This window comes from Streptomyces sp. NPDC037290, from assembly GCF_055603245.1.
Genome location: NZ_JBVJVZ010000025.1, coordinates 19,184 through 43,773 on the forward strand (window position 1 = coordinate 19,184; position 24,590 = coordinate 43,773).

General features: G+C 66.5%; 23 protein-coding genes and 6 pseudogenes. 18 read left to right on the forward strand and 11 right to left on the reverse strand.

From position 1 onward, the window contains the following. Positions 1-9 precede the first annotated feature (9 nt). A complete protein-coding gene (locus ACZ7HQ_RS39160; RefSeq protein WP_471000505.1) occupies positions 10-240 on the reverse strand; it encodes a DUF6207 family protein in 231 nt (76 codons plus the stop codon). 755 nt (positions 241-995) lie between these two features. On the opposite strand from ACZ7HQ_RS39160, the gene ACZ7HQ_RS39165 reads away from it, so the two are divergent. Continuing rightward, positions 996-1,202: a lamin tail domain-containing protein gene (locus ACZ7HQ_RS39165; RefSeq protein ID WP_471000508.1), complete on the forward strand. Its 207-nt coding sequence runs from the start codon at positions 996-998 to the stop codon at positions 1,200-1,202. A 115-nt stretch (positions 1,203-1,317) separates the two neighbouring features. On the opposite strand, the gene ACZ7HQ_RS39170 is transcribed toward ACZ7HQ_RS39165, so the two are convergent. Then, positions 1,318-1,560, reverse strand: a complete 243-nt coding sequence (locus tag ACZ7HQ_RS39170) for a DUF3761 domain-containing protein (RefSeq protein ID WP_471000513.1) — start codon at positions 1,558-1,560, stop codon at positions 1,318-1,320. A gap of 110 nt (positions 1,561-1,670) precedes the next feature. Between ACZ7HQ_RS39170 and ACZ7HQ_RS39175 the strand changes: the two genes are divergently transcribed. The 3 genes and pseudogenes from ACZ7HQ_RS39175 (at position 1,671) to ACZ7HQ_RS39185 (ending at position 2,885) form a co-directional block, all read left to right on the forward strand. Continuing rightward, positions 1,671-2,060 carry a hypothetical protein gene (locus ACZ7HQ_RS39175; protein ID WP_471000516.1) on the forward strand — a complete coding sequence of 130 codons (390 nt, stop codon included), beginning with the start codon at positions 1,671-1,673 and terminating at the stop codon, positions 2,058-2,060. Positions 2,061-2,137: 77 nt separating this feature from the next. Then, positions 2,138-2,372 (forward strand): annotated as a pseudogene (locus tag ACZ7HQ_RS39180) (spermine synthase); the annotation flags it as partial. A 174-nt stretch (positions 2,373-2,546) separates the two neighbouring features. Next, complete coding sequence (locus ACZ7HQ_RS39185) at positions 2,547-2,885, forward strand: hypothetical protein (RefSeq protein WP_471000519.1); 339 nt, start codon at positions 2,547-2,549, stop codon at positions 2,883-2,885. A gap of 398 nt (positions 2,886-3,283) precedes the next feature. On the opposite strand, the gene ACZ7HQ_RS39190 is transcribed toward ACZ7HQ_RS39185, so the two are convergent. Beyond that, the gene (locus tag ACZ7HQ_RS39190; protein ID WP_471000522.1) at positions 3,284-5,002 is read right to left on the reverse strand and encodes an MSCRAMM family protein; all 1,719 of its coding nucleotides are present in this window, start codon (positions 5,000-5,002) and stop codon (positions 3,284-3,286) included. A gap of 368 nt (positions 5,003-5,370) precedes the next feature. Then, positions 5,371-6,439, reverse strand: a pseudogene (locus ACZ7HQ_RS39195) (IS1380 family transposase); the annotation flags it as partial. Between the two features lie 150 nt (positions 6,440-6,589). Between ACZ7HQ_RS39195 and ACZ7HQ_RS39200 the strand changes: the two are divergent. The 3 genes and pseudogenes from ACZ7HQ_RS39200 to ACZ7HQ_RS39210 form a co-directional block, all read left to right on the forward strand. Continuing rightward, the gene (locus tag ACZ7HQ_RS39200; protein WP_471000525.1) at positions 6,590-6,814 is read left to right on the forward strand and encodes a hypothetical protein; all 225 of its coding nucleotides are present in this window, start codon (positions 6,590-6,592) and stop codon (positions 6,812-6,814) included. Between the two features lie 321 nt (positions 6,815-7,135). After that, complete coding sequence (locus ACZ7HQ_RS39205; RefSeq protein WP_471000528.1) at positions 7,136-7,618, forward strand: hypothetical protein; 483 nt, start codon at positions 7,136-7,138, stop codon at positions 7,616-7,618. Between the two features lie 55 nt (positions 7,619-7,673). Beyond that, a pseudogene (locus ACZ7HQ_RS39210) lies at positions 7,674-7,892 on the forward strand (Tn3 family transposase); the annotation flags it as partial. Positions 7,893-8,032: 140 nt separating this feature from the next. Here ACZ7HQ_RS39210 and ACZ7HQ_RS39215 read toward each other — a convergent pair. The 3 genes from ACZ7HQ_RS39215 to ACZ7HQ_RS39225 all read right to left on the reverse strand — a co-directional run bounded on the left by ACZ7HQ_RS39215 (position 8,033) and on the right by ACZ7HQ_RS39225 (position 9,699). After that, positions 8,033-8,200: a hypothetical protein gene (locus ACZ7HQ_RS39215; protein WP_471000614.1), complete on the reverse strand. Its 168-nt coding sequence runs from the start codon at positions 8,198-8,200 to the stop codon at positions 8,033-8,035. After that, entirely contained in the window at positions 8,197-8,505 is a 309-nt protein-coding gene (locus ACZ7HQ_RS39220; RefSeq protein WP_471000531.1) for a hypothetical protein, read from the reverse strand. The genes ACZ7HQ_RS39215 and ACZ7HQ_RS39220 overlap by 4 nt, the downstream gene beginning before the upstream one ends. 954 nt (positions 8,506-9,459) lie before the next feature. Beyond that, the gene (locus ACZ7HQ_RS39225) at positions 9,460-9,699 is read right to left on the reverse strand and encodes a hypothetical protein (RefSeq protein ID WP_471000534.1); all 240 of its coding nucleotides are present in this window, start codon (positions 9,697-9,699) and stop codon (positions 9,460-9,462) included. Between the two features lie 451 nt (positions 9,700-10,150). Between ACZ7HQ_RS39225 and cutA the strand changes: the two genes are divergently transcribed. Next, the gene (gene cutA, locus ACZ7HQ_RS39230) at positions 10,151-10,477 is read left to right on the forward strand and encodes a divalent-cation tolerance protein CutA (RefSeq protein ID WP_471000537.1); all 327 of its coding nucleotides are present in this window, start codon (positions 10,151-10,153) and stop codon (positions 10,475-10,477) included. A 1-nt stretch (position 10,478) separates the two neighbouring features. Here cutA and ACZ7HQ_RS39235 read toward each other — a convergent pair whose 3' ends face one another. Continuing rightward, positions 10,479-11,720 carry a tetratricopeptide repeat protein gene (locus ACZ7HQ_RS39235; protein WP_471000540.1) on the reverse strand — a complete coding sequence of 414 codons (1,242 nt, stop codon included), beginning with the start codon at positions 11,718-11,720 and terminating at the stop codon, positions 10,479-10,481. A 419-nt stretch (positions 11,721-12,139) separates the two neighbouring features. Here ACZ7HQ_RS39235 and ACZ7HQ_RS39240 point away from each other — a divergent pair, with 419 nt between their 5' ends. Next, positions 12,140-12,469, forward strand: a complete 330-nt coding sequence (locus tag ACZ7HQ_RS39240) for a hypothetical protein (RefSeq protein ID WP_471000543.1) — start codon at positions 12,140-12,142, stop codon at positions 12,467-12,469. Between the two features lie 1,178 nt (positions 12,470-13,647). Here ACZ7HQ_RS39240 and ACZ7HQ_RS39245 read toward each other — a convergent pair. Next, positions 13,648-13,851, reverse strand: coding sequence for a cold-shock protein (locus tag ACZ7HQ_RS39245; protein ID WP_471000546.1), 204 nt, complete (start codon positions 13,849-13,851; stop codon positions 13,648-13,650). Between the two features lie 432 nt (positions 13,852-14,283). Next, positions 14,284-15,864, reverse strand: a complete 1,581-nt coding sequence (locus ACZ7HQ_RS39250) for an ISL3 family transposase (RefSeq protein ID WP_471000549.1) — start codon at positions 15,862-15,864, stop codon at positions 14,284-14,286. Positions 15,865-15,959: 95 nt separating this feature from the next. Here ACZ7HQ_RS39250 and ACZ7HQ_RS39255 point away from each other — a divergent pair, with 95 nt between their 5' ends. The 3 genes from ACZ7HQ_RS39255 (at position 15,960) to ACZ7HQ_RS39265 (ending at position 17,402) form a co-directional block, all read left to right on the forward strand. Further along, positions 15,960-16,280: a hypothetical protein gene (locus tag ACZ7HQ_RS39255; protein WP_471000552.1), complete on the forward strand. Its 321-nt coding sequence runs from the start codon at positions 15,960-15,962 to the stop codon at positions 16,278-16,280. Between the two features lie 54 nt (positions 16,281-16,334). Beyond that, a complete protein-coding gene (locus tag ACZ7HQ_RS39260) occupies positions 16,335-16,499 on the forward strand; it encodes a hypothetical protein (RefSeq protein ID WP_471000555.1) in 165 nt (54 codons plus the stop codon). A 123-nt stretch (positions 16,500-16,622) separates the two neighbouring features. Beyond that, complete coding sequence (locus ACZ7HQ_RS39265) at positions 16,623-17,402, forward strand: VOC family protein (protein ID WP_471000558.1); 780 nt, start codon at positions 16,623-16,625, stop codon at positions 17,400-17,402. 472 nt (positions 17,403-17,874) lie between these two features. Here ACZ7HQ_RS39265 and ACZ7HQ_RS39270 read toward each other — a convergent pair. Further along, positions 17,875-19,064: pseudogene (locus tag ACZ7HQ_RS39270) on the reverse strand (IS701 family transposase). Between the two features lie 100 nt (positions 19,065-19,164). Between ACZ7HQ_RS39270 and ACZ7HQ_RS39275 the strand changes: the two are divergent. The 6 genes and pseudogenes from ACZ7HQ_RS39275 to ACZ7HQ_RS39300 form a co-directional block, all read left to right on the forward strand. Next, positions 19,165-19,257, forward strand: a pseudogene (locus tag ACZ7HQ_RS39275) (IS5 family transposase); the annotation flags it as partial. Further along, positions 19,252-19,554, forward strand: a pseudogene (locus ACZ7HQ_RS39280) (transposase); the annotation flags it as partial. The pseudogenes ACZ7HQ_RS39275 and ACZ7HQ_RS39280, both read left to right, overlap by 6 nt. 350 nt (positions 19,555-19,904) lie before the next feature. Next, entirely contained in the window at positions 19,905-20,105 is a 201-nt protein-coding gene (locus ACZ7HQ_RS39285) for a DUF5988 family protein (RefSeq protein ID WP_471000562.1), read from the forward strand. A 63-nt stretch (positions 20,106-20,168) separates the two neighbouring features. Beyond that, a complete protein-coding gene (locus ACZ7HQ_RS39290) occupies positions 20,169-23,207 on the forward strand; it encodes a type I polyketide synthase (protein ID WP_471000565.1) in 3,039 nt (1,012 codons plus the stop codon). Positions 23,208-23,272: 65 nt separating this feature from the next. After that, positions 23,273-23,731, forward strand: a complete 459-nt coding sequence (locus ACZ7HQ_RS39295) for a lipocalin-like domain-containing protein (RefSeq protein WP_471000602.1) — start codon at positions 23,273-23,275, stop codon at positions 23,729-23,731. Further along, positions 23,728-24,558 (forward strand): alpha/beta fold hydrolase, encoded by an 831-nt coding sequence (locus ACZ7HQ_RS39300; protein ID WP_471000568.1) that lies wholly within the window; start codon positions 23,728-23,730, stop codon positions 24,556-24,558. The genes ACZ7HQ_RS39295 and ACZ7HQ_RS39300 overlap by 4 nt, the downstream gene beginning before the upstream one ends. Positions 24,559-24,590: the final 32 nt, after the last annotated feature.

The window sequence follows — 24,590 nt, forward strand, 5'->3', positions numbered from 1 at the left end:
CTGTCGCCGTCACCTGGCCTGGGCGACGAGCAGCTGAGCCCGTGTAGGTGCTCGCGCCGTCCGAGGCGGTGTCTCGGATGCGTCGGCTTCCTGGCGCAGGTCCAGGGAGAACCGCAGCCGCGTGCCGGGCTCGTCAGGTTCCCGGGTCGTCCGGTCTGTCGGCGCGATGGCACGCCGAGCGGCGAGCAGTTCCTGGACCGCGATGGCGGTCTCGTCGTCGGCGGCCGCGACCGTCGCCACGGTGGTGGGGATCCTTGAAAGAGGTCATCACCCCAGCGACGAAGAGCAGGGCTGTGGCGGCCGTCGCGTCGTCGCCCGCAACAGCCGCCACCAAGGACCCCGGGCAGCCGGCACGTCCAGGTATGCGCCAGCGTCAGAGCCCTCACGGGATCCGTCCTGGGGACCGCCATAGGCGGTGTATGGCGAGTGCACCATCCATTACCGGTGCCGTAAAGACAGCCGACACCAGCGCTTCTGGGTACGGAGGGCAACTTTGCCCCTTTGTGAAAGGGGTCGGGTGGGTGACAGTTGTGATGACTATTACGGCAACGGGATTCCATCCAGGCGGAATATTAAGCCCGAAATAATGGCACTGACCGCCTCATCTGGTGTTCTCGGAGATGGCCTTGAGCCGTTCGTGTGCGGCTGTCCTGGCTCTTGGGAAAAGAGGGTGGCAGGTCGGCCAGGCCACGTTCTCACTACCGCCGAGACGAGTGGGGGCCTCCGTGAGATGCCCTGGAAGGTGGAATTTTCCGTTGATGCTTGCCAACGGCATTGGATAACCCAGAGAATGAACTGCAAGCTAGCCCCTCCAAGAGAGAGGATCTACATGGAAAAGCTCAGCACGCTCGATGATTTACGACATGACAAAGAGGCGTGGGAACGTCGAATTAGGATTCGACGGTATCTGCTCAAGAAGGCGCGCGAAAGTGGTGACGCGGAATTAGCCGCAGCGTATGAGAGGTCTGTGAATGAGGCCCTTGACGGATACATTCGTGACCATCTCTAGTCTAGACGGCCGGGCCACCGTCCGCGTCCACATCGGTTACAGCCGGGACACCCGCACCGACCTGTACCAGGACCGGCGGCGTGAGGTGTGGGAGGACCACGGCGGCACCGCGACCCTGCGCAACGACCGCGGCCGCTTCGTCGACGCCGTCTCTTGGGGCCGCGACGACCACCGTGGTGGTGACCGCGACTAGCGCGGCGAGAACCGTCACTGACCTGATGGTGGGTGGCGCCGGTTCATAGCCGCCCCGACAGCGCGCAGGTCGCCTTCTCCGGGCACCGGGGAGGCGACCTGCGGTGTGCGGCGGGCTACTTGAACCAATAGCGGACGCCGTGGTGGTGGGAGCAGGTGCCCTGCGAGTGCCGCGAGTACGACAGCGAGGCGTCCACGCACTTCGCGGTCTCGTACTTGTCCTTGGGCTTTTGGTGGTGCGTCCAGCCGCACACGCCCGTGGTGTGGGAGATGCAGTGGTGAGCGGTGTTGGTCGACGGCAAGGTCGCCGCGGATGCGGCCGGTGCACTGAAGAAGACACCGGCCACGGCGACAGCCACCGCTGAGACAGCAAGACGAGCGCGCAAAGGAACCCCCCCTTTTGAGATCGAGCAAGTGCAGAGGGACTCAATGTGCGCGTCGGCGCGGCCGGCCTGCCACGATACTTCTCATGCAGCCGCTGCCGGCCCCCTGCCCACCCGATCTCATCCTCGACGCCACGGGCATGGCCGCCTTCAAAGCGGCGTACCGGCAGGCCACGCAGCAACGCGCCATCTTCGTCGCCGTCGAGTCGCTGGGTGAGCACTGGGAGGTGAAAGCCGACATGATCACCTCTCCGCAGCACATTGTGGCCGACTCGGTGTACGACGCCATCCGGGTCGCGGTCATCGAACTGATCCGCGCCGGCGAGATCCGCTCGGACTCCTCCGCAGGACCGGTCTACTTCGTGCTGTACGACGTGGCCACCGAACACCGAGCCCGCGAACTCGCCGCCGCCCTCCACGCCGCCCTTTACGGAAACCTAGCACCCCTGGCCCGCGCCATGCCCACCACATCCTGACCAAACACACAGACCCCCGATCACACCGGAGCATGCACCGCGCGCAGACGTGATTCACGACTATGTGGACGCCTGGACTCACACTGTTCGCCCGCCCGGCCGCACCGCGCGAAAAGCGCTTCGGCAACGCGATATGCGTGGCTCGGACATCCCACTTCCGGTCGCCGAACTCATCCGTCGCGCTGCCTGCAACCCGCACCCAGCCCGAGTCGAACACGGCAGGCCTTCCCGGACTTCACAGGCAGTGCGCCGCCGGTGACGGACGATACGGCGTCGACCTCCCCGGCCCCACCTCCCCCGGTGTTCCGCTAGGCCCCGCGCCCCAAGCTGAAAGCGATTACCCTCCGATCGGAATCCGCCAAAGAAAGACTACTTAGAAATGATTAGCGCCAATTGAGAGGTCGCTAGCGTGTCGTTCTCCAACCGGTGTTGATCTGATGTCTCAGCACTTCGGAAGTAGTCCGGAGAAAACGGGAGGAAACAGTCATGAGCGCTACTGTCCGACGGACCGCCTATGCACTGAGCGCGGTCGCTGCGGTCCTTCTCGCCGTGGTCGCGTTCACCTCGTCCACGGCCGGTGCCGCAGCGCCCGCCTCCGTCGTCAGGTCGACGTACTTCTCCGGCGAGAGCACGGTCTTCTGCCCATCCGGCTGGTCGGCCACGGGCGGCGGCGCCGGCGTCGACCTGCCGTCGAGCATGTACGTCGCGCGCACCGAGCCGGTCCGTAACTCCTCCGGTAAGCCCGTCGGCTGGAAGGGAAACCTGCGCCAGCGCAACGGCGGCGGCCCGGCCAGCGGCACGGTCTACGTCGTCTGCGCTCCCTGACCTGAGATTTGAGATTCGAGAGCCGAATCCCGGCTCCATGGTGCAGGCCGCCCCGCGAGGGCCGGCCTGCACCGCTGTGCGGATGGCGGCAGTCAGTAAGGCTCTGTCAGGCTTTCCCGGGCAGGACAACGGTCTGTCCGGGAACCAGTTCGATGGGGACTATCCAGATGCGGGCGGTGAACTGGAAGCGGCTCGTGATGGCTTATCCGGCCCGCCCTTGCCCGCCTTCTGCAGGGGGCCAGCCGACCAATCGGGCTGCATTCCCCACCTCCCCGACGTGTTTTCGCAAAGAGGCCTTGCTATGAATCCCTTGAGGTTCCTCTTCGCGGAACTGCGCTGCGGTGATACACCAAGGCGGCGGGTGCTGCTGGTGAGCCATCACTCACGGGAGCACTGGGTCACGGGTCGATGAGGACCTTGCAGTTGTATGTGCCGGGCACCAGGTCCTCGAGGGTCGTTGAGGTCGTCGTGGAGCCTGATGGCGTCGTGCAGGTGATGGTGGATTCGGTGGCGCCCTGCACCTGCGGAGTCGCGGTGATCGTGAGATCCGTCAGCGGCGTGTTGCTGAACTTGACACTCTCACCGGTGTACGGAGTCTCGGCGCAGGTGGCCGCGTTGTCCACAGTGACCGTCTGGCTGGGATTGTCTGCGTATCCCGGGTGGTCCCCCTCTGCCACGGTGTAGGTACCGAACGGAAGGCCGTCGAAGCAGACCCGCCCGGTTCCTCCCATGTCGGTCGAGCCTTCCTTCACGACCGTTCCGACGCTGTTCTTGACCGTGAAGGGCACGCCGTTGTGTGGGTGCTCTCCGTCGCCGTCCGCCTTGTGCTTGCGGACCTTGGTGATCAGGATCGCGCCCTTCTTGCGCACATCCGTGAAATTCAGCGTGACCGTCTCGCTGGCGACGACCATGGCCGGCTGGTCGGCCGCCGCGTCGTAGCCGTCCGGGGTGTGGGTCTCGACGACCCAGTACTGGCCCTGCGGCACGTTGGGGATGGTGCAGGTGCCAGGGGCGGGGGTGCCGGTGACGCAGGTGAGGGCAGGGCTGGTGACGGTGTCCTCCGGGCCGCGCGCGCCTCCGATCGGTGCCTTGTCGTTGTAGAGCGTGAACTCCGCCCCGTCGAGCGAGGCGCCGGTGTCGTCTACCTTCTTGATCTGGATGCTGCCGCAGTTGGAGACGTTGATGTCCATCGGCGGGACGAAGTCCTTCAGCGCCGAGGTGAACGAGTCCGAAGAACGGCTCTTGAGATAGGCCGAGCCGAACGACTTGCAGCCGGTGCTGGTGCCGAAGAGCGCGGACAGCCGGATCTGGGCCTCGCCGAACGTGCGCGCGTCGTGGGCACCGAGACCGTCACTGGCCGCCGCCGCGATCGGGCTGGTATTGATCGAGGCGGCGGCTTTCGTCGCATCGAGGGCCGTGGCGCTGCCCCACTTGGTGCCTGACCAGGTACGGACCGAGATGTTCGGGTGGGTGCCGCCCTGGGACAGGTCGTACTGGACCAGCAGGTCGCCGGCCATACGTACTGGGGTGACACCGTTGCCGCTCTTGGTGTTGCTCTGGTTGAGCTCGAAGTCCATGTTGGTGGTGCCCGAGGGATCCTGGACACGCGACCAGAACAGGTTCAGGAAGCCGTCGGTGGTGACGCCCTCCTCGTAGAGGCCGAAGAATTTCAGATCGCTCTTGTTCGGCGGGATACCACCATCGACGACGGCCGGGACCACGGTGTCCTCCTTGGTGCCCTCACCGAACGACTCGTCCGTCGGCCCGCTCGCCGTGTCCGCCTTGCGAACCTCATCGACGGTCGCCCAGTCGTCCGGGCTGCTGGGGTTGTCGACGACCAGGTTGGCGTCTTGGTCGATCTCGAAATTGCTGCCGGTCAGGCTGGGCGGGGGGGCTTGTGCCATGGCCACGGCAGGTACCAACCCGATGGCCAGCACGGCCGCGCCCGCGGCTAATCGGAGGCTGCGGGATTTCCGGCTGGTGCGGCGGATTCCGGCCGATAAGTGCGGTTGCGCTGTTGGGTTCAACGCGGGTCCTCTCCATGATGAGACCTGCCGATTCACGCACGATTCGACTCGCGCGCACATCGAGCAGTTCTGGGTGTACAGGAGCCACAAGAACAGCGGGCACCATTCAACGGCGCTCCTGGGCAGCCCTGTGTACAAGACCTAACACGACGGTGACGCTCGGGTGTTATCCATTACTGCAGCCGGATGACATGTGGCTCTACAACCTGAGTTCCGCAGAAATCTGAGTCGATAGGGCAGCGGCCGCGAGGAATGTGCATGTCAATGAGGTGAGAGCCTGAGGCAACAGCCGAAATCGCCTAGCCTCCCCGTTTCGCTTCGGGCGGTTGAGCTGGTGTGAGGGCCGTGGAGTGGGGGTTGTGGTTGTTGGCTGCCGGGCGGGCGTGGTCGAGGCCCGACGCGCGGGTCGGGTTCTCCAGGGTTCCTTGGTCGTGGGTGTGCAGGGACGGTGCCGAGTTTCAGGTGGCTGGCTGTGGCAGCGCCGCTAGGCGGGCGAATGCGCTGGTCAGCTCGTTTCGCCAGGGCCAGGTCGCGGCGATCCGCAGGTGCATGCGGCGCCCTTTGCGGCTGATACGGGCAGCGGCGTGCAGTAGTCGGTAGCGGGGCATCTTCGGTTCGGCGGCCGCCAGTTCGCCCTCCAGCAGCAGGATGCCTGTCCAGACGAGCAGGTCGAGGGCGGTCAGCGACAGCTCCAGCCACGCTTGGTTGACCTGGAAGTGTCGGGAGGGGAAGCGACCGAAGCCGGTGGTCTTGCCGCAGCGGATGCGGTCCTCGACGCGGGCGTGCGCGCGGTGGCGGACTTCGAGGTGCTGCAAGGAGCCGTCGCCGTAGGGGGTGTCGGTGAGGAAGACTTGGTGGCGCATGCCTTCGTCGAGGTCGAACAGGGACAGTTGGGCGCCGGGGTGCGGGCGCTCGCGGCGGACGATAATCCGAGTGTCCTCGGGCAGGCCCGGCAGGTCGACCAGGCCGGTGAGCTCGGCGACGTGGGCGCCTTATCGCAGGGTGCCGTCCTGTTCGAGGGCGGGGTGCCAGAGGTGGTCGGGCAGCTGGCGTATCGCTCGGCGGATCGGTTCGGTGATGGAGCATCCGACGGAGAAGGAGGAGTGGATCCCGCGCGAGCGAAGACCGCGGATGTGGGCCAGGAACGCTTTGGCGGATCCGGCGCTGTCCGCACGGATGAGGATGTCGGTGCCGTGGCGGTGGGCGTCGGGGAGCTGGGCGGCTGCGGCGTCGAGCACGGTGATGTGGTCTTCGGCGGTGTTGGCCGCGGCGTTGCCGGGCCGCAGCAGGCGAGGCCAGGGCCTCGCCGGTGTTGTCGAGGAAGCACAGCAGCGGGTGGTAGCCGAAGGCGTGTTTGTAGGTCGGCGCCGCGTTCTCCTTTTCGGAGTGGCAGGTGACCAGGGTGGCGTCGATGTCCAGGAGGAGGCCCGGCAGTTCGCCTCCGCCTGCACGGGAGGCCGGTATTGCCTCTTGCCTCTCGCCGGCTTGCAGCCAGGCGACCTCGCGGGCTGTGGCACGCCCACTTCGAGAAGCGCAAGCTCTCCGTCGGTACGTGCGCTCGGGCCTTCGGCACGAAGTGCGTCCATGAGCACGCCTGCATCCGGTGCTCGATGCTCAGGCCGGACCCAGCTCAACGGGCCCGGCTCGTCGAGATCTGTCGGAGTACGGGGTTTTCAGGTGTACGCCGCCAAGATCCGCGACAACCTCGTCGCCCGGATCGCCGAGGCAGAACGCGAAGGCTGGCTCGGCGAGGTCGAGGGCCTGCAAATCAGCCTCGCCGGCGCGCAGGACAAGCTCGTGCATCTCGACGCCGAAGCAGCCCGCCGAACTACAACCGTCGGCCTCGGCATTCCGGCATTCAGGCACATCGCTGGATCGATTGAACATCGCTGGATCGATTGAGGAGCCCACCAGACCGGGGCACGAGAGGATTCAAGACGACAGCACGAGAAGCTCCACCTAACGTGGAGGTATGGCGACGATCACCGCCGTGATGGGCGAGCCATGGGAGCCTAATCCGGGCCTCAGAGCAATGCTGGCCTCGATCGCGAAGACGCAGAAGCTGCTGGCGTCGACCAGCGCGCTCCGGCAACAGCTAGCGCCCCTACTCCTTCAGCAGCAGCGCTTGGCCAGCTTGACGGCATCGCTCTCGGCCGCTCAAACGGCCATGAAGCCACTGCTTGATGCGCTTGACCGGTCACAATTCCAGCAGATCGCAGCTGCATGCCGTCCCGTCCAGGCTTCGCCGTCACCGCAGAAGGCTGGAAGAAGCAAAGCGAACAGCTGCACGCTGGTCTGGAGCTCCTCAGGCGACAAGCCCCAGCTGACCTGAACTTCCCACCGGAGACCTTTGACCAGGCAGAGACGATCCTCGAAGAGCTGAGCCAGTATCCCCCAGCTCAAGATCCGAGCGTTGTCCCTGATGAGTTGACTGCAGAGACTGAAGCCCAGGTGGAAGAGACGATCCAGGTCATCCAGCCAGTGCTCACGGGCATGGACCGGCGAAAAGCACGGGCGCTGGTCGTCGCCTATGTCAGCGTGCTCGTCTTCCTGCTCTCGGTGCATCTGTCCCTCACCTATCCAGAGGTCACGAATTTGCTGACCGAGACCACAGGCGGTGACTCATTGGTATATGCAACCGGTGCGGGATGGCTCGCTGGCAAGATCTGGGATCGCCTGAACCCCGGCCCCGACGACGCCGAATAGGTCTGCTGAACTGACTCGGCGGTAGTTCAGAGAAGGCGTGCTCGACCTGCTGGACGTGCTGAAGAACGCCGACTTCCTCACCGGCTTCACCGACGAGTTCTCCTCGATCGCCGCGTACGAGCGCATCGACCGCGCCGTCCTCCAGCGCCGCCTGCTGCTCGCCGTGTTCGCGCTGGGCACCAACATGGGCATCCGGGCGACCGGCGAGCACGGCGAGACCGAGGCCGCCCTGCGGCACGTGCGCCGGCACTTCATCACCGTCGACAACCTCCGCGCGGCCGTGGCCGTCAGCCGCTGGCCGACGCGGCGGCCGCGAGCGCGGTTCCGCACGGCGGTTCTCGCTCGGCGCTCTCTCACCGCCGCTAACTGCCCGGGCCCGCCCTACGCGTGCGGGGGCCCTGGGGGTGCTTGCGGCTACTTGTCGTTCTTGGGCTTGGGGTTGCGGTTGCCGTGCGCGCCGATACCACCCGCGGCGGGGTTGGCCGGCTTCGGGCGTGAGGTGCCGTTGGCGCTGCCGGCGCGCGGGGCGTGGGTGCTGATGCCCTGCTCGACACCGACCACGGCGCCTACGGTGCCGGTCACCGCGCGGAGGCGCCGCCCGCGGTGCGTGCCGCCGCTCGGGCGCCTTGGCTGCTGTCGCCGAACGCCGGGAACCTGAAGACCAGGAAGACAGCGATGCCGAGGGCGATGGCGGACACGGCGATCCCTGTAGCGATGGCGCCGTGGTCGTGGCTGCTCTCCAGGGCGGACGCCAGACCGAGGATGATCACGAGTATCGGCTTCTTCGCTGCCTTCGACTTCAGCTTCCGGGGCCGCTTCCAGACCGGCTGCCATCCCGGGGGCTCATCGGGCTCGGGCTCCTGGTCCTCGTCGAGGGCGGCGGCCATCTTCGCGCGGGCCGCGTGGACGCGGGCTAGGGCTGGGCTAGGGCACCTTTAGACCAGGTCTAAAGGGCCTGCCGATCAATGAGCCTCTTCAGCGGGCACCCCCTGGAGTGATCAGCCGCCAGCCGTTGTTCAGGGGCGCCCATCGGCAGCAGGCGGCAGGGCGAGGGCGTTGGCCACACCCAAGTAGGCCAGTCGAAGCAGCACGGTCCATCATGATGCTGCCTTGGGCGACATGATGGCCACGTGCCACCATGTACACGCCAGGCCACCTCGCGGTTGCGCTAAGCGCCTCTCACCAGCGCGGATGAGCATTCGGCAGGCGCACCTCTGAAAAGACCCCGCACCCGCTCCCACCAGGGCGGATGAGATTTCGGCAACGGCAACGCTGCGGGCGACTCGATCGAGTGATGCCCGGTGTGGCGTGCCGCTGGGCTGTCCGCGGGATGCCCGCGTTGCTCCTCGCCGCCCGGCGCCAGGGGACCGTAGCCAAATGGGCAGACGCTCCGGTCCATTGCCGGGCGGCACCCTGCAGGCCTGCTCCCGCCTACTCTTCCCACTCGCGTAGGGGTGGACGGGAGTGGAGAGACCGCGGCCGGATGGGCATGTCTGGCCGGGGCTCACGGAGGCGGGCAACGCCCGCTATGGGGGGTATCTCGATCATATCATCCGGATATGGAATGGAAATGGATGATTGTGGTCACGATCGTGTGGCCTGCACTCCTGCTGAGAGCGGCTACGAAGCTGGAGCAGAACCAACTACGCCGCGCCCGGAGGCTCCGTGAGCTGGCGCGCAGCAGAAACGCCTGACGAGCGCGGAGAACTTCAGGAGCAGCAGGAAGGCCGGGCCGTGAGGAACGACGGCCCGGCCGGCAAGGGCGATGGGTGTGAAGCGACCGCCCGAGGGCCTGATCGTCCCACAGGGGCAGGTCGTCTGTGGCGGCCGGAGAGACGCGGTCAGTCGAACGGTACGGCGCCGTCGCCGGCGATGGTCATCAGGGTCGCGAAGCTGTAGACGTAGAAGGTCCGTTCCTCGCCATTGGGTAATCGCAGCTTGCGGTCATCATCGGCGTAGACCTCGTAGGCGGCCTTCGCGTCTTTCAGTTGGAGGGAGCCACCCCAGCATTCCCACCAGTCAGCTTCGTCGGCGTGCTCGTCCTGCCGCCCCCAGAGCGTTGCTCGCACCGTGTGTGCCACTGGTCGTCGGCGAAGATCTCAACGTCACCCGTGTAGATGCTCATGGTCCGAGCGTGGCGGCACGGCTGCTCACCTGCACATCGGCGGTAGCGGAGCAAGCCTGATGCGTGGGATTCCCGGTAGTGAAATTACGCGGATCCACACCCGGGCAGCGCCTTAATCAGGGCTGTGAGCTCCCTCGTACGGGTGCCAGTCCGAACGAACGCGCTCGCTGCGGGTGCTGGGTGGCCGCCGGTATGGTCGGGCTGCTGCCTGCGCCATTATTCCTGGGGGCGCGCGGCGCCTGCCCGCCTGTAACTGGACACCGGCGGGCAGTGGCGGGAGCCCGAACCACTGGTGCTCCGGGCTCCCGCCCCACCAAGCGTTAGACCTGCCGCCGAGCCCTTGCACGGTCACCACGGCTGGCGGGGAGCCTTCCGTCTAACCTCGGACGCCGCATACGCTCCCGCGCATGGCTGACTTCTTGCAGGTATCCACCGCGACCCCCACCCGCGACCAAGCCGTTGCGCTCGCCCGGTCAGCGGTCGGCGCCCAGCTCGCCGCGGGCGCTCAGATCATCGGCCCCGTCACCTCCGCGTTCTGGCACGACGGAGAGTTCGGCACCGGTGAGGAGTGGCAGCTGCTGCTGAAGACCACCCGCACCCGCTACTCGGAGCTGGAAGCCCACCTGCTGGAGAACCACCCGTGGCAGAACCCGGAGATCCCCGCCGTATCGATCGAGGCCGGGTCGAAGGGCTGCCTCGCCTGGATCACCGCGAACACCACACCCTCCCAGTAGTTCAGGCGCGGGCCTGTTCCAGGACCTCGGCGACCGCGGGCAGCGCCTTGTGCTCGCCAAGCCGCTGGAGCACCGGAGCAAGCCGCTCTCGTGGCCGTACCGACGCCACCCCGGATGACAGGTCGAGAGCGCGGCCCGTGACCGTGGCCGCCTGCTCCACCTCCCCCGCGGTCAAGTAGGAATCGGCGAGCCAGGACAGGTACAGCGCCTTGTCCCGGGCGTGCGAGTCGGCGTACCGGGCAAGGGCGTTCTCGAGGACGGGCACTGCCCGGAGCGGGCGGCGCAACTCGGTCCAGCAACGGCCGGACATGATCTGCAACTCGGTCTCGTCAACCCACGCCGCCCAGTCCGGCTGCGGTGTACCAGCAGCCTCACCCAGTGCCGTGTGAGCGGCCTCCAGGGCGCGCTCCGTCTCATTCGCGTGGCCAGCCACGGCATGCGCCCACGCCAGCCGTTCGTACAGCAGCGCACGAACCCCCTGCGCCGCGTCAGGGCCCGCAGTAGCGCACGAGCGTGCCGCTGTCTGCACAGCGTCCTGTCGGTCTCCCCGGTCTCCCCGCAGTCCCTGATAGGCCAGGAAGGCCAGCGCGTTGCCGGCAAGCGCGGCATCACCCGCATCCACTGCGGCCTTACGACTCGCCTCGTACAAGCCGGTTGCCTCCGCGTGCCGGCCACCGTCGAATGCTGCCCAGCCGGCTTGCTGTGCTTGCTCGGCAAGCACCGACAGCAGCCCGCGGCCTGTCTCCTGCGCGTACGAGTGGCGGCGCAGCAGTGCCCTGGTGGTCTGGTACTCGCCGAGATAGGTGCGGTAGGTGTCGCCGCCTCCGAGGACGTCGTCCAGGCGCCGTAGGCGGGCCGTGCGCTGTGCCGATCTTTCCGCCCGCCGGGGTGCGGGAGAGTTCCGGAAGGCCCACGGCGAGGGTCGCCGCCGCAGACGCCTTGAGGAATTCTCGCCGAGGCGCAGCACCTTCGGGTGGTGTCTCCCACGGCCGTGGGGCGAGGCCGACCATGTGGCCGGGGATCCGGAGCGCGTCGGCGATGCGGACAATTTTCTCGACGACGTCACCTTGCCGTTGCCCCTGGCGAGCGTCCCTACCCGCTCCGGCTTGATGCCGCACTCGGCTGCGATCAGCGAGTAGCTGATACCAGCTTCGGTCCGGGCGAGGTGGAAGACGGTGCCGAAGTCGTGGGTGGCGAGCGCGGCTCGCACCTCGGAGCGCTCAAGGAGCTCTCGAGGGAGCACGGTTGGCGGCATGTGACCGGTCATGAGGTGCCCCGTCGTGCTTGGTGATGAAGCGGTCTGACGGTGAGGGTACCCATCATGGGTACCCCTCGGCGGGAAGTCAGAAGCCCTCAGCATTCGCAAGGTTGAGGCCAGCAAGAACCCCGGCGAGGTGGTGGAACCTCCCGGGGTGTGGCCAACGCTGCGAGGAGCGCCGACACCATGCACCGTACAGCCTGCACGCCGGCCAGAACATGGCGATCGCGCCCAGCGCCTGACGCGCTATCCGAGGCTATGAAAGCCTTCGAGGCGAAGCCGTCCTATGCGGCGTACAGGGCGCTGATCCTGCACTACAGCCACTGCCCGGCCTGCGCGGACGGCACTGATCCGTGCCCGGCCGGGAAGCCGCTGCTGTCCGCCTGGAGGGCGGTGCGGTGGTCATGAGCAACGTGGCCCTCGTCGACATCCCCACCGGCCTGCTGCCGCTGATCCCGCTGCCCGACCTCAGCGTCCTGCCCGACGCCAGGGCGCGCGGCGCCGGGTGCGTGTGGGGCGGCGAGCCGCTGTCGACCGCCACGGCATTGACCTCGGCGAGCGCGAGACCGACGGCGGCCACTGGTTCCCGCGCGCCTGCCGCCCCTGCACCCGCCGCGCCGTCCTCGCCGCCCGCACTGCCCACCCCCGGGCGGTGCGAGCAGTGCACGGACGACACCGACCTCTGCGAGACCCTCCGCGCCTTGCACACCCTCGCCTTGGAGCTCCGCCGATGAACTGCGCACGCTGCAACGTGCCCTTCCGTCCCAACGAGACGCGCCGGGAGGTCTACATCGATGGCGCGACCGCGGGCGGTGCCGTCGTCATCGTCCACGCGTATGCGTGCCAGCGCGCTCCTCAGCAGACGGCGCCGACGCGCCGCTGATACTCCGCGCCCGGCGCACGCCGACGTGCCGGGCGCGGGCCAGACTCCAGCGCCGCCCTGACGGCGAATCAAGGGCGAGGTCTTGACGCTGGGGACGCGGCCGTCTCCGCCCCCGTCGGAGGCGGCCGCTCATCGCAGGGTGCGGTGCACGGCAAAGGGATAAGACCTCAGCAACCACTAATGGATCTTGCATGCTGGACGCTCCCTCCGTCCGCTTCCTGCCTGATAGCGGGAGCGGTTCTCTGTCTACTGACTGGCAGTCAACTGAAAGTTCAGACAGGGGAAAGGGTGCGAGGACCAGCCTGCGTGGGCGGTCCTTTCCCACCCTGTGGGCGCCGCGCACACCCGTGTGAAGACGCGCACTCGGGGACGCCGGGGCAGCCGTCCATTCCACGGACGGGCAGGCGTCACGTGTCTCCGCCCGCCCGGCCTGCGCCCGCCCTGCCGGCCGCTGGGGCGGCCCCCAAGACGCTCGTCTCAGCCGGCCGCCGAGAAGAGCGCACGGCTGAGATGAGCCTGCCGGGCCTTGTCCCAGGGTGGCCCCCGCGCAGGGGCCAGCACACAGCCCTGGCGACGCGGCCGATGGTGCGTTTGGGTGACGCAAGGGTGTGGCGAATCGATTCTGCTTAGACCAGATGCCACGGTGAATCGCCGCCATCCGACGTAAGACCTGTGCACATCGGGTGGCGGCACCAGGACGCGCACCCGCCCTGAATGCTCCCCCGGTGAGGGGTGGGTGCGCACAGAGCCCCTGGCCGTGTGGTTTCCCGGCCCGGGGCTCTTCTGCGTCAGGGGTGTACAGCTCCGGCGACCCGATCGTGTGATCTTCCGCGTAACGGGCGTAGCCGACCATCGGCGGTCTGGCACCATGAGTCGGTGCCGCCCGGCTGGAGTCCTAGCCCGTCCCCTACGCCGGGCGGCAACTCCCTGGACCCGTTCCCGCCTGCTCTTTCCCACCACGGGGTAGGCGGGAGCGGACAGAGCCCCCGGCCGAAACGACTCCGGCCGGGGGCTCTCCTACGTCAGGTGTTACCGCGGGATGATGTTCTCCGCCTGCGGGCCCTTCTGACCCTGTGCCACGTCGAACTCGACGTTCTGGCCCTCACGGAGCTCCCGGTAGCCGCCTCCGGTGATGTTTGAGTAGTGGGCGAAGACGTCGGGGCCGCCGCCTTCCTGCTCGATGAAGCCGAAGCCCTTTTCCGCGTTGAACCACTTCACCGTGCCTGTAGCCATGTGCCTGTCTCCTTCGAAGGGACTTGTATCGGATCCCGCACTGTGCGGGATCCGGAGGTGATCGCCTTGGTCCGGAGAGCGTTGAACAGCAAAAACGCCCGCGATGCGATCACGGGCGAACGGGGACTTCGGGACCACGACTGCTGACCAGGAACGCTACACCGGCCGGTGACGCTCAGCCACCCGATCACCGCAGCCCGTGGCCCAGAGCAGTGGGTACGCCAACCCCTGACCCCGTTCGCACCTCTTCTTCTGTGTTCGCCGGTTCGACAGCAGTGGCGCCCACGGACCGACGCCCCGTCGGTCCGTGGGTGCGTGGGTGCGGGGGCCTCGAGAGACCTGGCAGCCGTTGTTCTCCGGGCAACGCAGAGCGGGGACCTGTTGTCGGAGTACGGCTTTCGCTGGCTCTGGCAAGATTTTCGTAGCCGTAGATCATCTCGGAGAGGCGATCGGCCGGCCCGCATAGCGGCGGCGGAGGTGGGCAATCAGAACGACGCGGTGGCGGAGAAGGGGCACGCTTGCGCGCCCTGCCATGAGCCGTTTCTGCAGCTTGACGTCGGTTATCCGGCCTTCATTGACGCCAGAGTTGTAGGTAGTGGCGATCCCCTGGACGACGGCATGGCGGTCTTCGCGCAGGGCTCTGGCAAGGCCGGTCAGCGGGACCAGGCCGGTGTTCGCGAGGTCGTCCAGCCACTCCGGAAAGGACGTCGCGTCGCGGTTGTCCAGCATCGTGGCGAACCGACGGACCAGGTTGTGCGCGGTCCTGAGTTCAGGGCAGTGGTCCAGGAGCCGGGGCAGGCGGTCGTCGATGTGTGGGGTGCGGCGGTGCGGGTGGGTGGTGATCCAGCGGGCGGCTTCGCGCGGGGACGGCGGTCGCTCGGGTGGCTCGTCCAGAGGCAGGCCCCGCCTGAGGGGTGCGACAGCCATCTTCACGCGCTGGTAGTGGCCGAGGTAGCCCTTGGCCTGGAGTTCCTCGTGCAGGATCTTCGCGCTGTGCTGTCCCTCGTCCCAGCGTTGTTGCAGGTAGCCGAGGTAGGGGTCCAGAGTGGAGGGCCTGCGCGGCGGACGACGCACCACCTCCTGCCAGGTTCTGGCCCGGGCGTACTTGCTGACGGTGCGGCGGTTCAGGCCGAGTTCGCGGGCCACGGAGCTGTGGCTCCGACCAGAACGGGTCAGAGCCTGCACGGCCTCGAACAGCCTCTGGGCATGGCGCCCAGCCCGGGTATCCGCGAGGGTGTTCTGGGCGGTCTCTTCGGCCGGCGCGGGATCGGTCTCGCAGATCGGCGGCAGTGCTGCGGGCAGGCATCCGCGGTGGGCGCAGGCTATGTCCTGAACTCGTCGGGAGAGGCCCTGCCACAAATGAAATCGGTCACTGACCTGCAGGGCATCCGGGGCGCCGGCGGCGATGCCTTGTCGGTAGGCGAGGGAGCCGTCCCGGCAGGCGACCTCAACACCTGGGTGCTCGCGGAGCCACCGGCCGAGCCGTTCCGCGTCGCGTCCTTCCCAGAGGGTGAGCGGGAGCCGGGTGGTGGCGTCGACCAGCAGGGTGCCGTAGGCATCACCGTAGAGCGCGAAGTCGTCCACCCCCAGGACACGGGGTGTGACCAGCGGCGGAAGTGGGACCCGCATCAGCTGGGACAAGACTGTGCACCGCGAGAGCCTGATGCTCAAGGTCCGCAGCATGCGTGAACCGCCTCGCCCGGCCAGCATCACACCGACGTCCTCGACCAGGCGTTGCAGCTGTGGAGTGCGTCGCTGGTAACGCACGGTCAGGCCTGCCACCTGCTCGGCGAAGGTCCTCTTCGCGCAAGCTGGGTTTTCGCAGTACAGGCGGCGCACGGACAAATCTATGCGCAGTGGCCGACCGCCGAGGGCGACGTCGGCGAGGCGACGTACATATCGGCTGTGGCACCACCGGCTGAGCCAGCCGCAGCCCGTGCATCCCGCCGGCTCATCGGATCTCGTGCGGGCGAGAACCGTCACCACCACATCGGAGACCTCGATCGAGACCACCAGAACGTCAGACAACTGCGGTAACAGCCTGGCCAGTTCAACAGTGCACAGTCAAAGACTGCCCATCCTGCGGGCCGGCCGATCGCCTCTCCGAGATGATCTACGGCTACGAAAATCTTGCCAGAGCCACGTTCATGTGTACGCCGACACCTGTCGCCCAGATGCGCCCCATATGGGCCCGTGTGACGCTGTTTTGGGCAGATGAAGCCCACCGGCTGACACCAAGGAGTGAACCGACCATGGGCAAGGAACGCGACCCGCACCGCGACAGCGACGACTACATAGACAAGCTGATGGAATCGATCAAGTTGGCAGCGGCCAAGAAGAAGGACCCGCAACAGCGTCCGCCAGCCCCACGGCAGCGCGGCTTACAACAGGAGGACACCCTCCCGGACGACCTCGACGACCAGCAGTGACCCGAGAGGCCATGAAGTACATCGCGACGCCCCGTCAAAATGGGCTTACGGCTCGTGAAGCTCGGATTGCTGATCCTCGGGCTCACCGAGCTCTGGAACACGGCGGCACAGAGTCCGAAGTTCAAGCTCCGTACCGCCTGGATAGGCGTTGCGGCCCTCGCACTCACGGCTGTGAGCGTGCTGCTGCTCACTGCCATGCACTGGGGCGGCTTCGGATAACGCGACGTCCCGTTCCCACCCCAACCTGCTGACCCCGCTCACCTGCGACGACTCGCACGGACGGCAGATTACCCGTCCGTGCGACACAAAGAGACGGCCAGACCTTATGAGAAAGGGCAACAGATGCCTGAAATCACTACCCCGTACGCGACTGGCACCCCCTGCTGGGTCGATCTGATGGCGAAGGACCAGCAGGCCGCGCTGGACTTCTACCACGACCTGCTCGGCTGGCACGGCAAGCCCGGCCCAGCCGAGTTCGGCGGCTACGCGGTCTGCGAGCTGAACGGCAAGGCCGTGGCCGGCATCGGCCCGGCGACAGCCCCACAGGGGACACCAGAGCCTCCGGCTCTCTGGACCAGCTACCTCGCCAGCAGCGACGCCCAGGCCACCCAGGACAAGATCATCGCTGCGGGCGGCACGTTAGTCGTCCCGGTGATGGACGTTGGCAGCCTCGGCCGGATGCTGGTCGCCGCCGACCCCCAGGGCGCGGTGTTCGGCGTCTGGCAGCCCGGCGAATTCTCCGGCGCTCAACTGGTCAACGAGGCCGGCGCCCTGATCTGGAACGAACTGCACACCAGCGATCTGCCCGCCGCCACCGCCTTCTACCGTGCGGCGTTCGACATCGAGATCGAACCCATGGAAGGCGCGGACTCCTACTGGCAGCTCCTTGTCGACGGCCGCGGCGTCGGCGGCGCCACCCTTGTCACCAACGACCCGCCGGGCACCCCAGCACACTGGCTGACCTACTTCGCGGTCGACGACGTCGACTCGGCTGTGGACACCCTGGTCAACCGCAACGGCACGGTCCTTGCTCCGCCGTTCGACATGATGGCCGGCCGGATGACCGTGGTCACCGACCCCCAGGGCGCCCCGTTCGCCATGCTCAAGCCGAAGCCCATGTAAACCCGCCGCGATCGTCGGCTCTGCGAAGCCACCGCAAGACGCATCCCGACGCCCGGTCGTGAAAATGCCGGGCTCATACGGAGGCCCGGCGCGCCCCGCCCCCCCCTGGCCGGGGCAGCGGCAGATACGCCAGCCACGAAAGCAGGGCACCCCTCGCGCCGATACCGGCCGAGAACGTGACCGCGGTGACCACGCCCGTGAACGACCAGCCGAACCGGGCCTGAGCCGTCAGCGGCGCGGAGAAACCACCGTTCCCGCCGCCCCCCAATACCGACGGGGACTAACTGACAGCATCCGCCAAAAGTGACCTAGTACTGCAACGGTGCTTGCCGTGACTGATGGCCAGGTCAGGGGCTGTGTCCGCGTCGTTTGTAGTGGCTGATGCGGGCCTGGTGTTGGCGCCGTCGACGCCAGATCGACCAGTGCAGGATGTGATCGACGGCCACAGCCCTGCGGTTGGTCAGGCGGGTGATCAGGCGTCTGATTTCTGCGAGGCTGAGGTGGACGAGCTGGGGGGATCCGTTTCTGCTTTCCCAGCATCCAGCTCGCGGGCTCGCAAGATGGTGAGGCAGGCGTGGACGGCCATGGCGAGGGTCATGTGTCGGTGCCAGCCGGGGTAGCGGCGGACCTGATAGTCGTCCAGGCCGCATTCCTGCTTCGCGGTCTGGAAGCATTCCTCGATCGCCCACCGGCTGCCCGCGATGCGGATCAACTCGTCCAGTGTGGTCTCGGCGGGACAGTATGCGATGTAGTAGGAGACCTCATCGGGCCGGCTGACGCTGCGGCGGGCGATCACCCAGTGGCGGCGGTCCGGCCGATGCCAAGGCCGCACCTCGACGCGAGCCCAGTCGTAAACGCGCTGACCGTGAGCCCCCGCTCCGCAGGAACGACGCTTCCACTTCTGCCTGGGCAGGCCGTTGAACAGGTCGTGGACGGGGTGGTCCATCGCCCAACGGGTGACGACGGTGTCGTGCCGGGTGGTCGCCATGACGTGGAAGACGTCCGCTCGTTCCAGCTCCGAGCGCCAGCCCTTGCTGAAGCCATAGGCGGCATCCGCGGTCACCCAACTGAACGGCAGACCATCCGCGATGGCTTTGCGGACCATCGCCTTGGCCATGGCCACCTTCGTCGCGAACGCGACCTCACCACCGATGCCGGCCCGGCGACACCGCTCACGGTCATCAGTCCAGGACGTTGGCAGATACAAGCGGCGGTCGATCAACGTCCTGCCGCGAGCAGTCGCATAGCCGAGGAACACGCCCACCTGGCAGTTTTCCGTCCGTCCGTCCGGCCGTGCCGGAGTACTGCCGCTGCACCCCGGCCGACCGCGTCCCCTTTTTCAGGAAACCGGTGTCGTCCACGATCAGGACCGCCTCGGGTTCACCGAGATTCTCGACCACGTACTCACGGACATCGTCGAGGACGTCATCGGCGTCCCACTCGATCCGGTTCAGCATCCGCTGAATACGGTCCGGACCGTCATGGCCAGCCTCTTCGCTTCGGCCACAGTCCAGCCGTTCTTACGCTGCAGCGGAGCGATCAGGCCCCGCATATAAGCCAGTGCCGACTCCCGCGGCTCCGACCTGCTGAAACGGTGCACAAACCCATGCACCGCGTCAGTTCACGCGCCCACAGCCTCACATCAGCAAGGTCCCCACCCATGACCACATCAACGACCGACCTGGCCATCAGTCACGGCAAGCACCGTTGCAGTACTAGGCCGTTTCCTTCAGATCATCCGATCGTTGGTTGATGTGCGTCGTTGACTGACGCCCAATGGGAACGCATCGAGCCGCTGTTGCCGGACCGGACTCCGCAGCGGGGTGGGCGGTGGCGTGATCACCGGCAGGTGATCGACGCGATCACCAAGATCCACCTTGCCGCGGACAGCCGCTGCCGACCGCTCGCGTTCGTCATAACGCCTGGCCAGGCAGGTGACGCACCCGCGTTCACCGAGGTCATGCCCCGGTTACGGGTGCCCCGGCCGACCGGCAGGCCCAGGACCACACCGGACGTGGTCCTCGCCGACAAGGCCTCATCCAGGAAGATCCGGGCCCATCTTCGGCAGCGCGGGATCCGCGCTGTCATCCCGCAACCAGCCGACCAGATCACCAACCGCAAGAAGCGCGTCCGGTCAGGCGGAAGACCGATCCTACCCCTGGTCCGCTCAGTGGGTACCTGAAGACACAGGTTTCCGGCTGCACATGAGAGGCATTGCGGTTCAACAGGCCGCACAGCGGGAAGTCGTACATCCGTTCCTCGATAACTTCTCGCGTTCATGTTGTCTGCGGCAAAACGGTAGTCGGCTGGTTTCACGAGTGCACTATGTTGCACCGATCGCCCCGAAACCATGCCTCCATCCCCCTATCGCATCGAGAGCCGCGAGTAGTTAACTGATGCCTGCGTGGGCAGCCTGGCCATCTGTAGAAACCCCGGTGGGCTCCCCTTTTCTGAGGCATGAACCTGTAGTTGTTGCTTACAGCAAAGAAAGTGAGATGTCCTATGAGGGTCTATCTGCGCGGAGGACCTTCAGATCTCCCGGAGGATCTGCGCACAGGTTACCTGGACGCTACAGTCGAGAAGCACACTGTGGTATTCGGCAACGGCCGTGAACATTTCGTGGCGACAGGCGAGGTGCTCGACGGCACGGGTGGACTGGCGCGTGTATATCAGTGGAGTTACCACACGGCCATCGCGGAGTAATCTCGAAATTTGGAAGGCAGAGTGAGGGAAGGTATGGAGAGCAGCCGTAAGAGGGGAGCGGGCTTGCAGCCGACGCCCTCGGTTGCCGTGGCGGTGGTGGGTGCCTCCTGTCGGCTTCCCGGCGGCGTGGATTCCGTGGCTGCTTTCTGGGAGCTGTTGCGCAGGGGTCGGGACGTGGTGTCGCCTGCGCCGGCCGGTCGTTGGGAGGCTGCCGAGTTGGCTTCGATCCAGGAGGAGTCGGAGCGCAGCGTGGTGTGGTGCGGCGGTTTCCTGGATGGTGATGTCGGCGCCTTTGATGCGGAGGCATTTGGGATCGCACCGACGGAAGCGGATCTGATCGATCCGCAGCATCGCCTTTTACTGGAAGTTGCCTGGGAGGCGTGTGAGCATGCAGGTGTACCTGTGGAGGAGATGGCGGGAACGTCTGCGGGTGTATTCACCGGATTATGCAATCCAGACTATTCCGCGTACTCTCACTGGCTGCCTGCTGGCGGTGGACCATATTTCGTGACCGGAAACCAGTTCGGCCCTGCCTCTGGCAGGTTGTCCCACCTGCTGGGCTTGCGGGGGCCCAGCCTGACGGTGGACACATCGTGTTCGTCCGGTCTGGTCGTCGGGCATCTTGCTTGTCAGAGTTTACAGGCCAGAGAGTGCGACCTTGCCATCGCCGGAGCGGTGAATCTGCTTCTCAGCCCGCGGGTCTTCGCGGCATATAATGAGTTGGGGGTGCTCTCGTCGACAGGTCGGTGTCACACCTTCGATGAGGCGGCTGACGGATATGTCCGCGCCGAGGGCTGTGTGGTGTTGGTGCTCAAGCGCCTTGAGGATGCGCACCGTGACGGTGACCGAGTGCTCGCAGTGCTGCGCGGCTCGGCGGTGAATCACGATGGAAAGACTTCCCGTTTCACTAAGCCTTCGGTCAAGGCTCAGCAAGAAGTGTTCCAATTAGCCCTCGCCCGGGCCGGAATTGATGCCGCGCAGGTAGGTATGGTCGAGGCTCACGGCACGGGCACCCCTACCGGAGACTCGATCGAGTTCAGCTCGCTGTCTGCGGTGTATGGGGTCGGGTCAGGGCGTTGCGCGTTGGGATCGGTAAAAACGAATCTCGGCCACACCGAGGCGGCAGCGGGCATGGTGGGCTTGCTCAAGGCCGTCCTGGCCGTCAAGCACGGTACCGTCCCCGCGTCTTTGCATTTCCGCTCTTGGCACCCGGAAATCGATGCGTCGGGGACCAGACTGTTCGTGCCGGCTGCTGCTGAGCCCTGGCCAGTGGCAGGGCCGCGTTTTGCGGCAGTGTGCTCCTACGGGGTGGGTGGCACCAACGCCCACGTTCTGGTCGAGGAGCCGCCTCCCGCGTCCACTGCATCCTCCTCGGGTGTGCGGGCCTCACCGCTGCACAGCTTTCTACTCTCCGCGAGGTCCATCCCCGCTTTGGAGGTCGGTTCCGCACGGTTGGCCGACTGGCTGGCAGGTGCTGGTGCAGCAGCCCCCCTGACTGACGTCGCGCACACGCTGGCGCTACGGCGTTCTCACGCCATTGAGCGGATGGCCGTGATAGCCCATTCCCATGAGGAATTGGTGGGCCGACTGCGCGCGTATGCCGACGGCAAGGCAGTCCCCGGCCTGGTCAGTGACTTCACCCGTGGGCCTAGCAGCGGGGCACCAGTGTGGGTGTTCAGCGGGCACGGTTCGCAGTGGCCCGGCATGGGGCGGGAACTACTCGAGACGGAGCCTGAATTCACTCGCGCCATTGCCGAGATCGACCCTCTTATCGCCGCAGAATCCGGCTTCTCTCCGCTGTCCCTGATGCGATCACGCGCTGAGGTCAGCCGTGTTGACCAAGTGCAGCCGATGATCTTCGCTATGCAGGTCGGGCTCGCACAGGCGTTGCGCTCCTACGGAGTCGAGCCCGCGGCGGTCGTGGGCCATTCCATGGGAGAAGTGGCCGCTGCCGTGGTCGCCGGGGCAATCAGCCCCTTGGACGGCGCCCGTGTGATCTGCCGCCGCTCACTGCTGTGTGTCGCCGACGCCGAGGCGGGCACTGGGGCGATGGCCGCTGTGGAACTCGAACACACCCAGGTCATGGACGAGATCGCTTACGTCCCCGACGTGGACGTCTCCGTACTCGCCGCCCCGCAATCCACCGTCATTGGCGGAAGCAGAGCCACGGTACGGCGTCTGGTCAGCTCGTGGGAGGCCCGTGGCATACCCGCACGCATGATCGCTGTGGACTTCGCCTCGCACTGTGGGCTGACCCGCCCGCTTGCGGACGCTCTCGCTGCTTCACTGCACGACCTGCGGCCCGGGCGGCCCGACGTACCCTTCTATACCACCGTCCTTGAGGATCCGCGCGCCGAGCCTGTATTCGACGCGGCGTACTGGGCAGCCAACATGCGCTGTCCTGTCAGAGCGGTGAGTGCGGCCATAGCCCTGGCCGAGGACGGCTACCGACTGTTCCAGGAGGTCTCCCCGCATCCCGTGGCCGTCCGCCCCCTGACCCAGACGCTCAGCGCCGTTGCCGACCCCGTCGTCCTTGCCACACTCCGCTCGGGGCAAGACCAGCAACTCGCTCTGCATACTTGTGTGGCCGCCCTGCACTGTGCCGGCTACCCGGTGGAGTGGAGCCGCTGGTATTCCGGCGGAGCACTTGTCGACGCTCCAGTGACCACCTGGGATCGGAGCCATCACATGATCAATCTGCACGGGGAATCCCCTGCCACCGTAAGCATAGGTCGGGACAGGAGCCTCGAGTCGGGCCGGGGCAGCAGCCCCGAGTCCCGGGTCACCTTCGACGACATACTGGCTGAGCTGAAGGCCGTCGCGCCCGGACGGGGCCGCCAGCTGCTTCTCGAACGCCACGTGACAGCACAATTGCAGGCTCTGCTACAGCTTCGCTCCCGGCACATCGATCCCCACACGGAATTCTCCAACCTGGGCCTGGACTCCCTGCGGGCCCTCGAACTCCGTGGCCGGCTTCAGAGCGCCCTGCAGATCGCCATCCCCGTAGCTGCCCTCTGGTCCCACCCCACCATCCACTCCTTCAGCACGCACCTGGAGGACGTGCTCGGCCCAGGGGTATGCCCCGAACAGAAGGAGGCATGACGGTCGTGTCCCCAACCCGCGGCCCCGTTCGCCATAGGCAACCAGAGCAGTCCGATGACGGTGCCATGTGTCCAGACGACCTGGTCGGTGTCTGGTGTCTGGTCTCGTTCTCCATCATTGACGTGGACGGACACACTCTCCTGCAGCCCATGGGGCCACAGCCCAGCGGCATGCTCGTCTACACGGCAGATGGCTGCATGTCAGCCCATCTCCTGGATCCCGGTCGAGGCGGTGGCCGACTTGACACATGCTCTGCTACTCAGACTCTTGACCCGAGCAGTGTGGAATCCGTTGCCGAAGCCAATGCGTATATCGGATACGGCGGAACGTACGAGTGCCGGGAAGACATCGTCACACATCACGTACACATTGCCTCCGTCCCGCAATGGATCGCCACGCAGCAAGTGCGCCGTCTACATCTGGACGGCGACGTGCTGACATTGTGCTCACCGACGACACATGCCGCTGGGCACGAGCGAACGCCGCACCTCACCTGGCGCCGCATTCCTGGACGCCCATCATGACCACCGACCAATCCCGATTCATTGACCTCCCCATAGGTCAGTTTCACTATCTTGCGTGGGGAGCGGATCAGCCCGGCGCTCCTCCCGCTGTCCTCCTCCATGCAAACGCGGGCTCGGCCGCAAGCTGGTCACGCGTGGGTCCCGCGCTTGCCGACCGCTTCCGTGTCTTCGCCCCCGACCTCCGAGGCCATGGGCACAGCGTCAAACCGCCGATCGGCTCCTACAGCCTGCGCGGGGCAGCCGATGACATCCGTGACTTCCTCGAGGCACTGGAGCTGACCGCGCCGCTCCTCGTCGGACACTCCTGGGGCGCGGCCGTCGCCCTCGTGCTGGCCACGGGCGCCGAGTCGAACACGCCTGCCCCCGCCCTTTCAGGCCTCGTCCTCGAAGACCCTCCCCCTGCTATGTCACCCACACGACAAAGCAAAGAGCTGAACGACCTGACCCAAGCCATCAGACTACCCGCCACAGAACTCCGGGAACTGCTCACCGTCGTCCACCCCGACTGGGAGGACATTGACATAGACACCCTGGTCGACGGACTCCACAATGCGGATCCGGACATCGCAAGGAGCCTGGTCAGCGACGGAGAACGATCCGGACCGCTCCTGGCCCTACTCGCCCGCCTTACCACGCCCACCCTGCTGATCCGAGCAGACCCGGCACGCGGCGGCTCCCTGAACTCCGCAGATTGGACTCAGGCCCGTCGGCAACTCCCCCCGCAAAGCACGGCATTGCTGCTCCCCGACGCCTCCCACGAGATCCACCGCAGCCAATTCGCCCTCTTCATCAGCAGTATTCGCAGATTCGCGGCAAACCGCGACTGAAGCTGGGGGAGGGTCAGTGACTCGGCCCTGTC

Bases quoted from the DNA above. Each gene is read 5' to 3' on its own strand.
- ACZ7HQ_RS39175 (WP_471000516.1), top strand. From the start codon at position 1,671: ATGCAGCCGCTGCCGGCCCCCTGCCCACCCGATCTCATCCTCGACGCC.
- ACZ7HQ_RS39185 (WP_471000519.1), top strand. From the start codon at position 2,547: ATGAGCGCTACTGTCCGACGGACCGCCTATGCACTGAGCGCGGTCGCT.
- ACZ7HQ_RS39205 (WP_471000528.1), top strand. From the start codon at position 7,136: ATGCCGTCCCGTCCAGGCTTCGCCGTCACCGCAGAAGGCTGGAAGAAG.
- ACZ7HQ_RS39220 (WP_471000531.1), bottom strand. From the start codon at position 8,505: ATGGCCGCCGCCCTCGACGAGGACCAGGAGCCCGAGCCCGATGAGCCC.
- cutA (WP_471000537.1), top strand. From the start codon at position 10,151: ATGGCTGACTTCTTGCAGGTATCCACCGCGACCCCCACCCGCGACCAA.
- ACZ7HQ_RS39240 (WP_471000543.1), top strand. From the start codon at position 12,140: ATGAGCAACGTGGCCCTCGTCGACATCCCCACCGGCCTGCTGCCGCTG.
- ACZ7HQ_RS39245 (WP_471000546.1), bottom strand. From the start codon at position 13,851: ATGGCTACAGGCACGGTGAAGTGGTTCAACGCGGAAAAGGGCTTCGGC.
- ACZ7HQ_RS39255 (WP_471000552.1), top strand. From the start codon at position 15,960: ATGATCTACGGCTACGAAAATCTTGCCAGAGCCACGTTCATGTGTACG.
- ACZ7HQ_RS39265 (WP_471000558.1), top strand. From the start codon at position 16,623: ATGCCTGAAATCACTACCCCGTACGCGACTGGCACCCCCTGCTGGGTC.
- ACZ7HQ_RS39285 (WP_471000562.1), top strand. From the start codon at position 19,905: ATGAGGGTCTATCTGCGCGGAGGACCTTCAGATCTCCCGGAGGATCTG.
- ACZ7HQ_RS39295 (WP_471000602.1), top strand. From the start codon at position 23,273: ATGTGTCCAGACGACCTGGTCGGTGTCTGGTGTCTGGTCTCGTTCTCC.
- ACZ7HQ_RS39300 (WP_471000568.1), top strand. From the start codon at position 23,728: ATGACCACCGACCAATCCCGATTCATTGACCTCCCCATAGGTCAGTTT.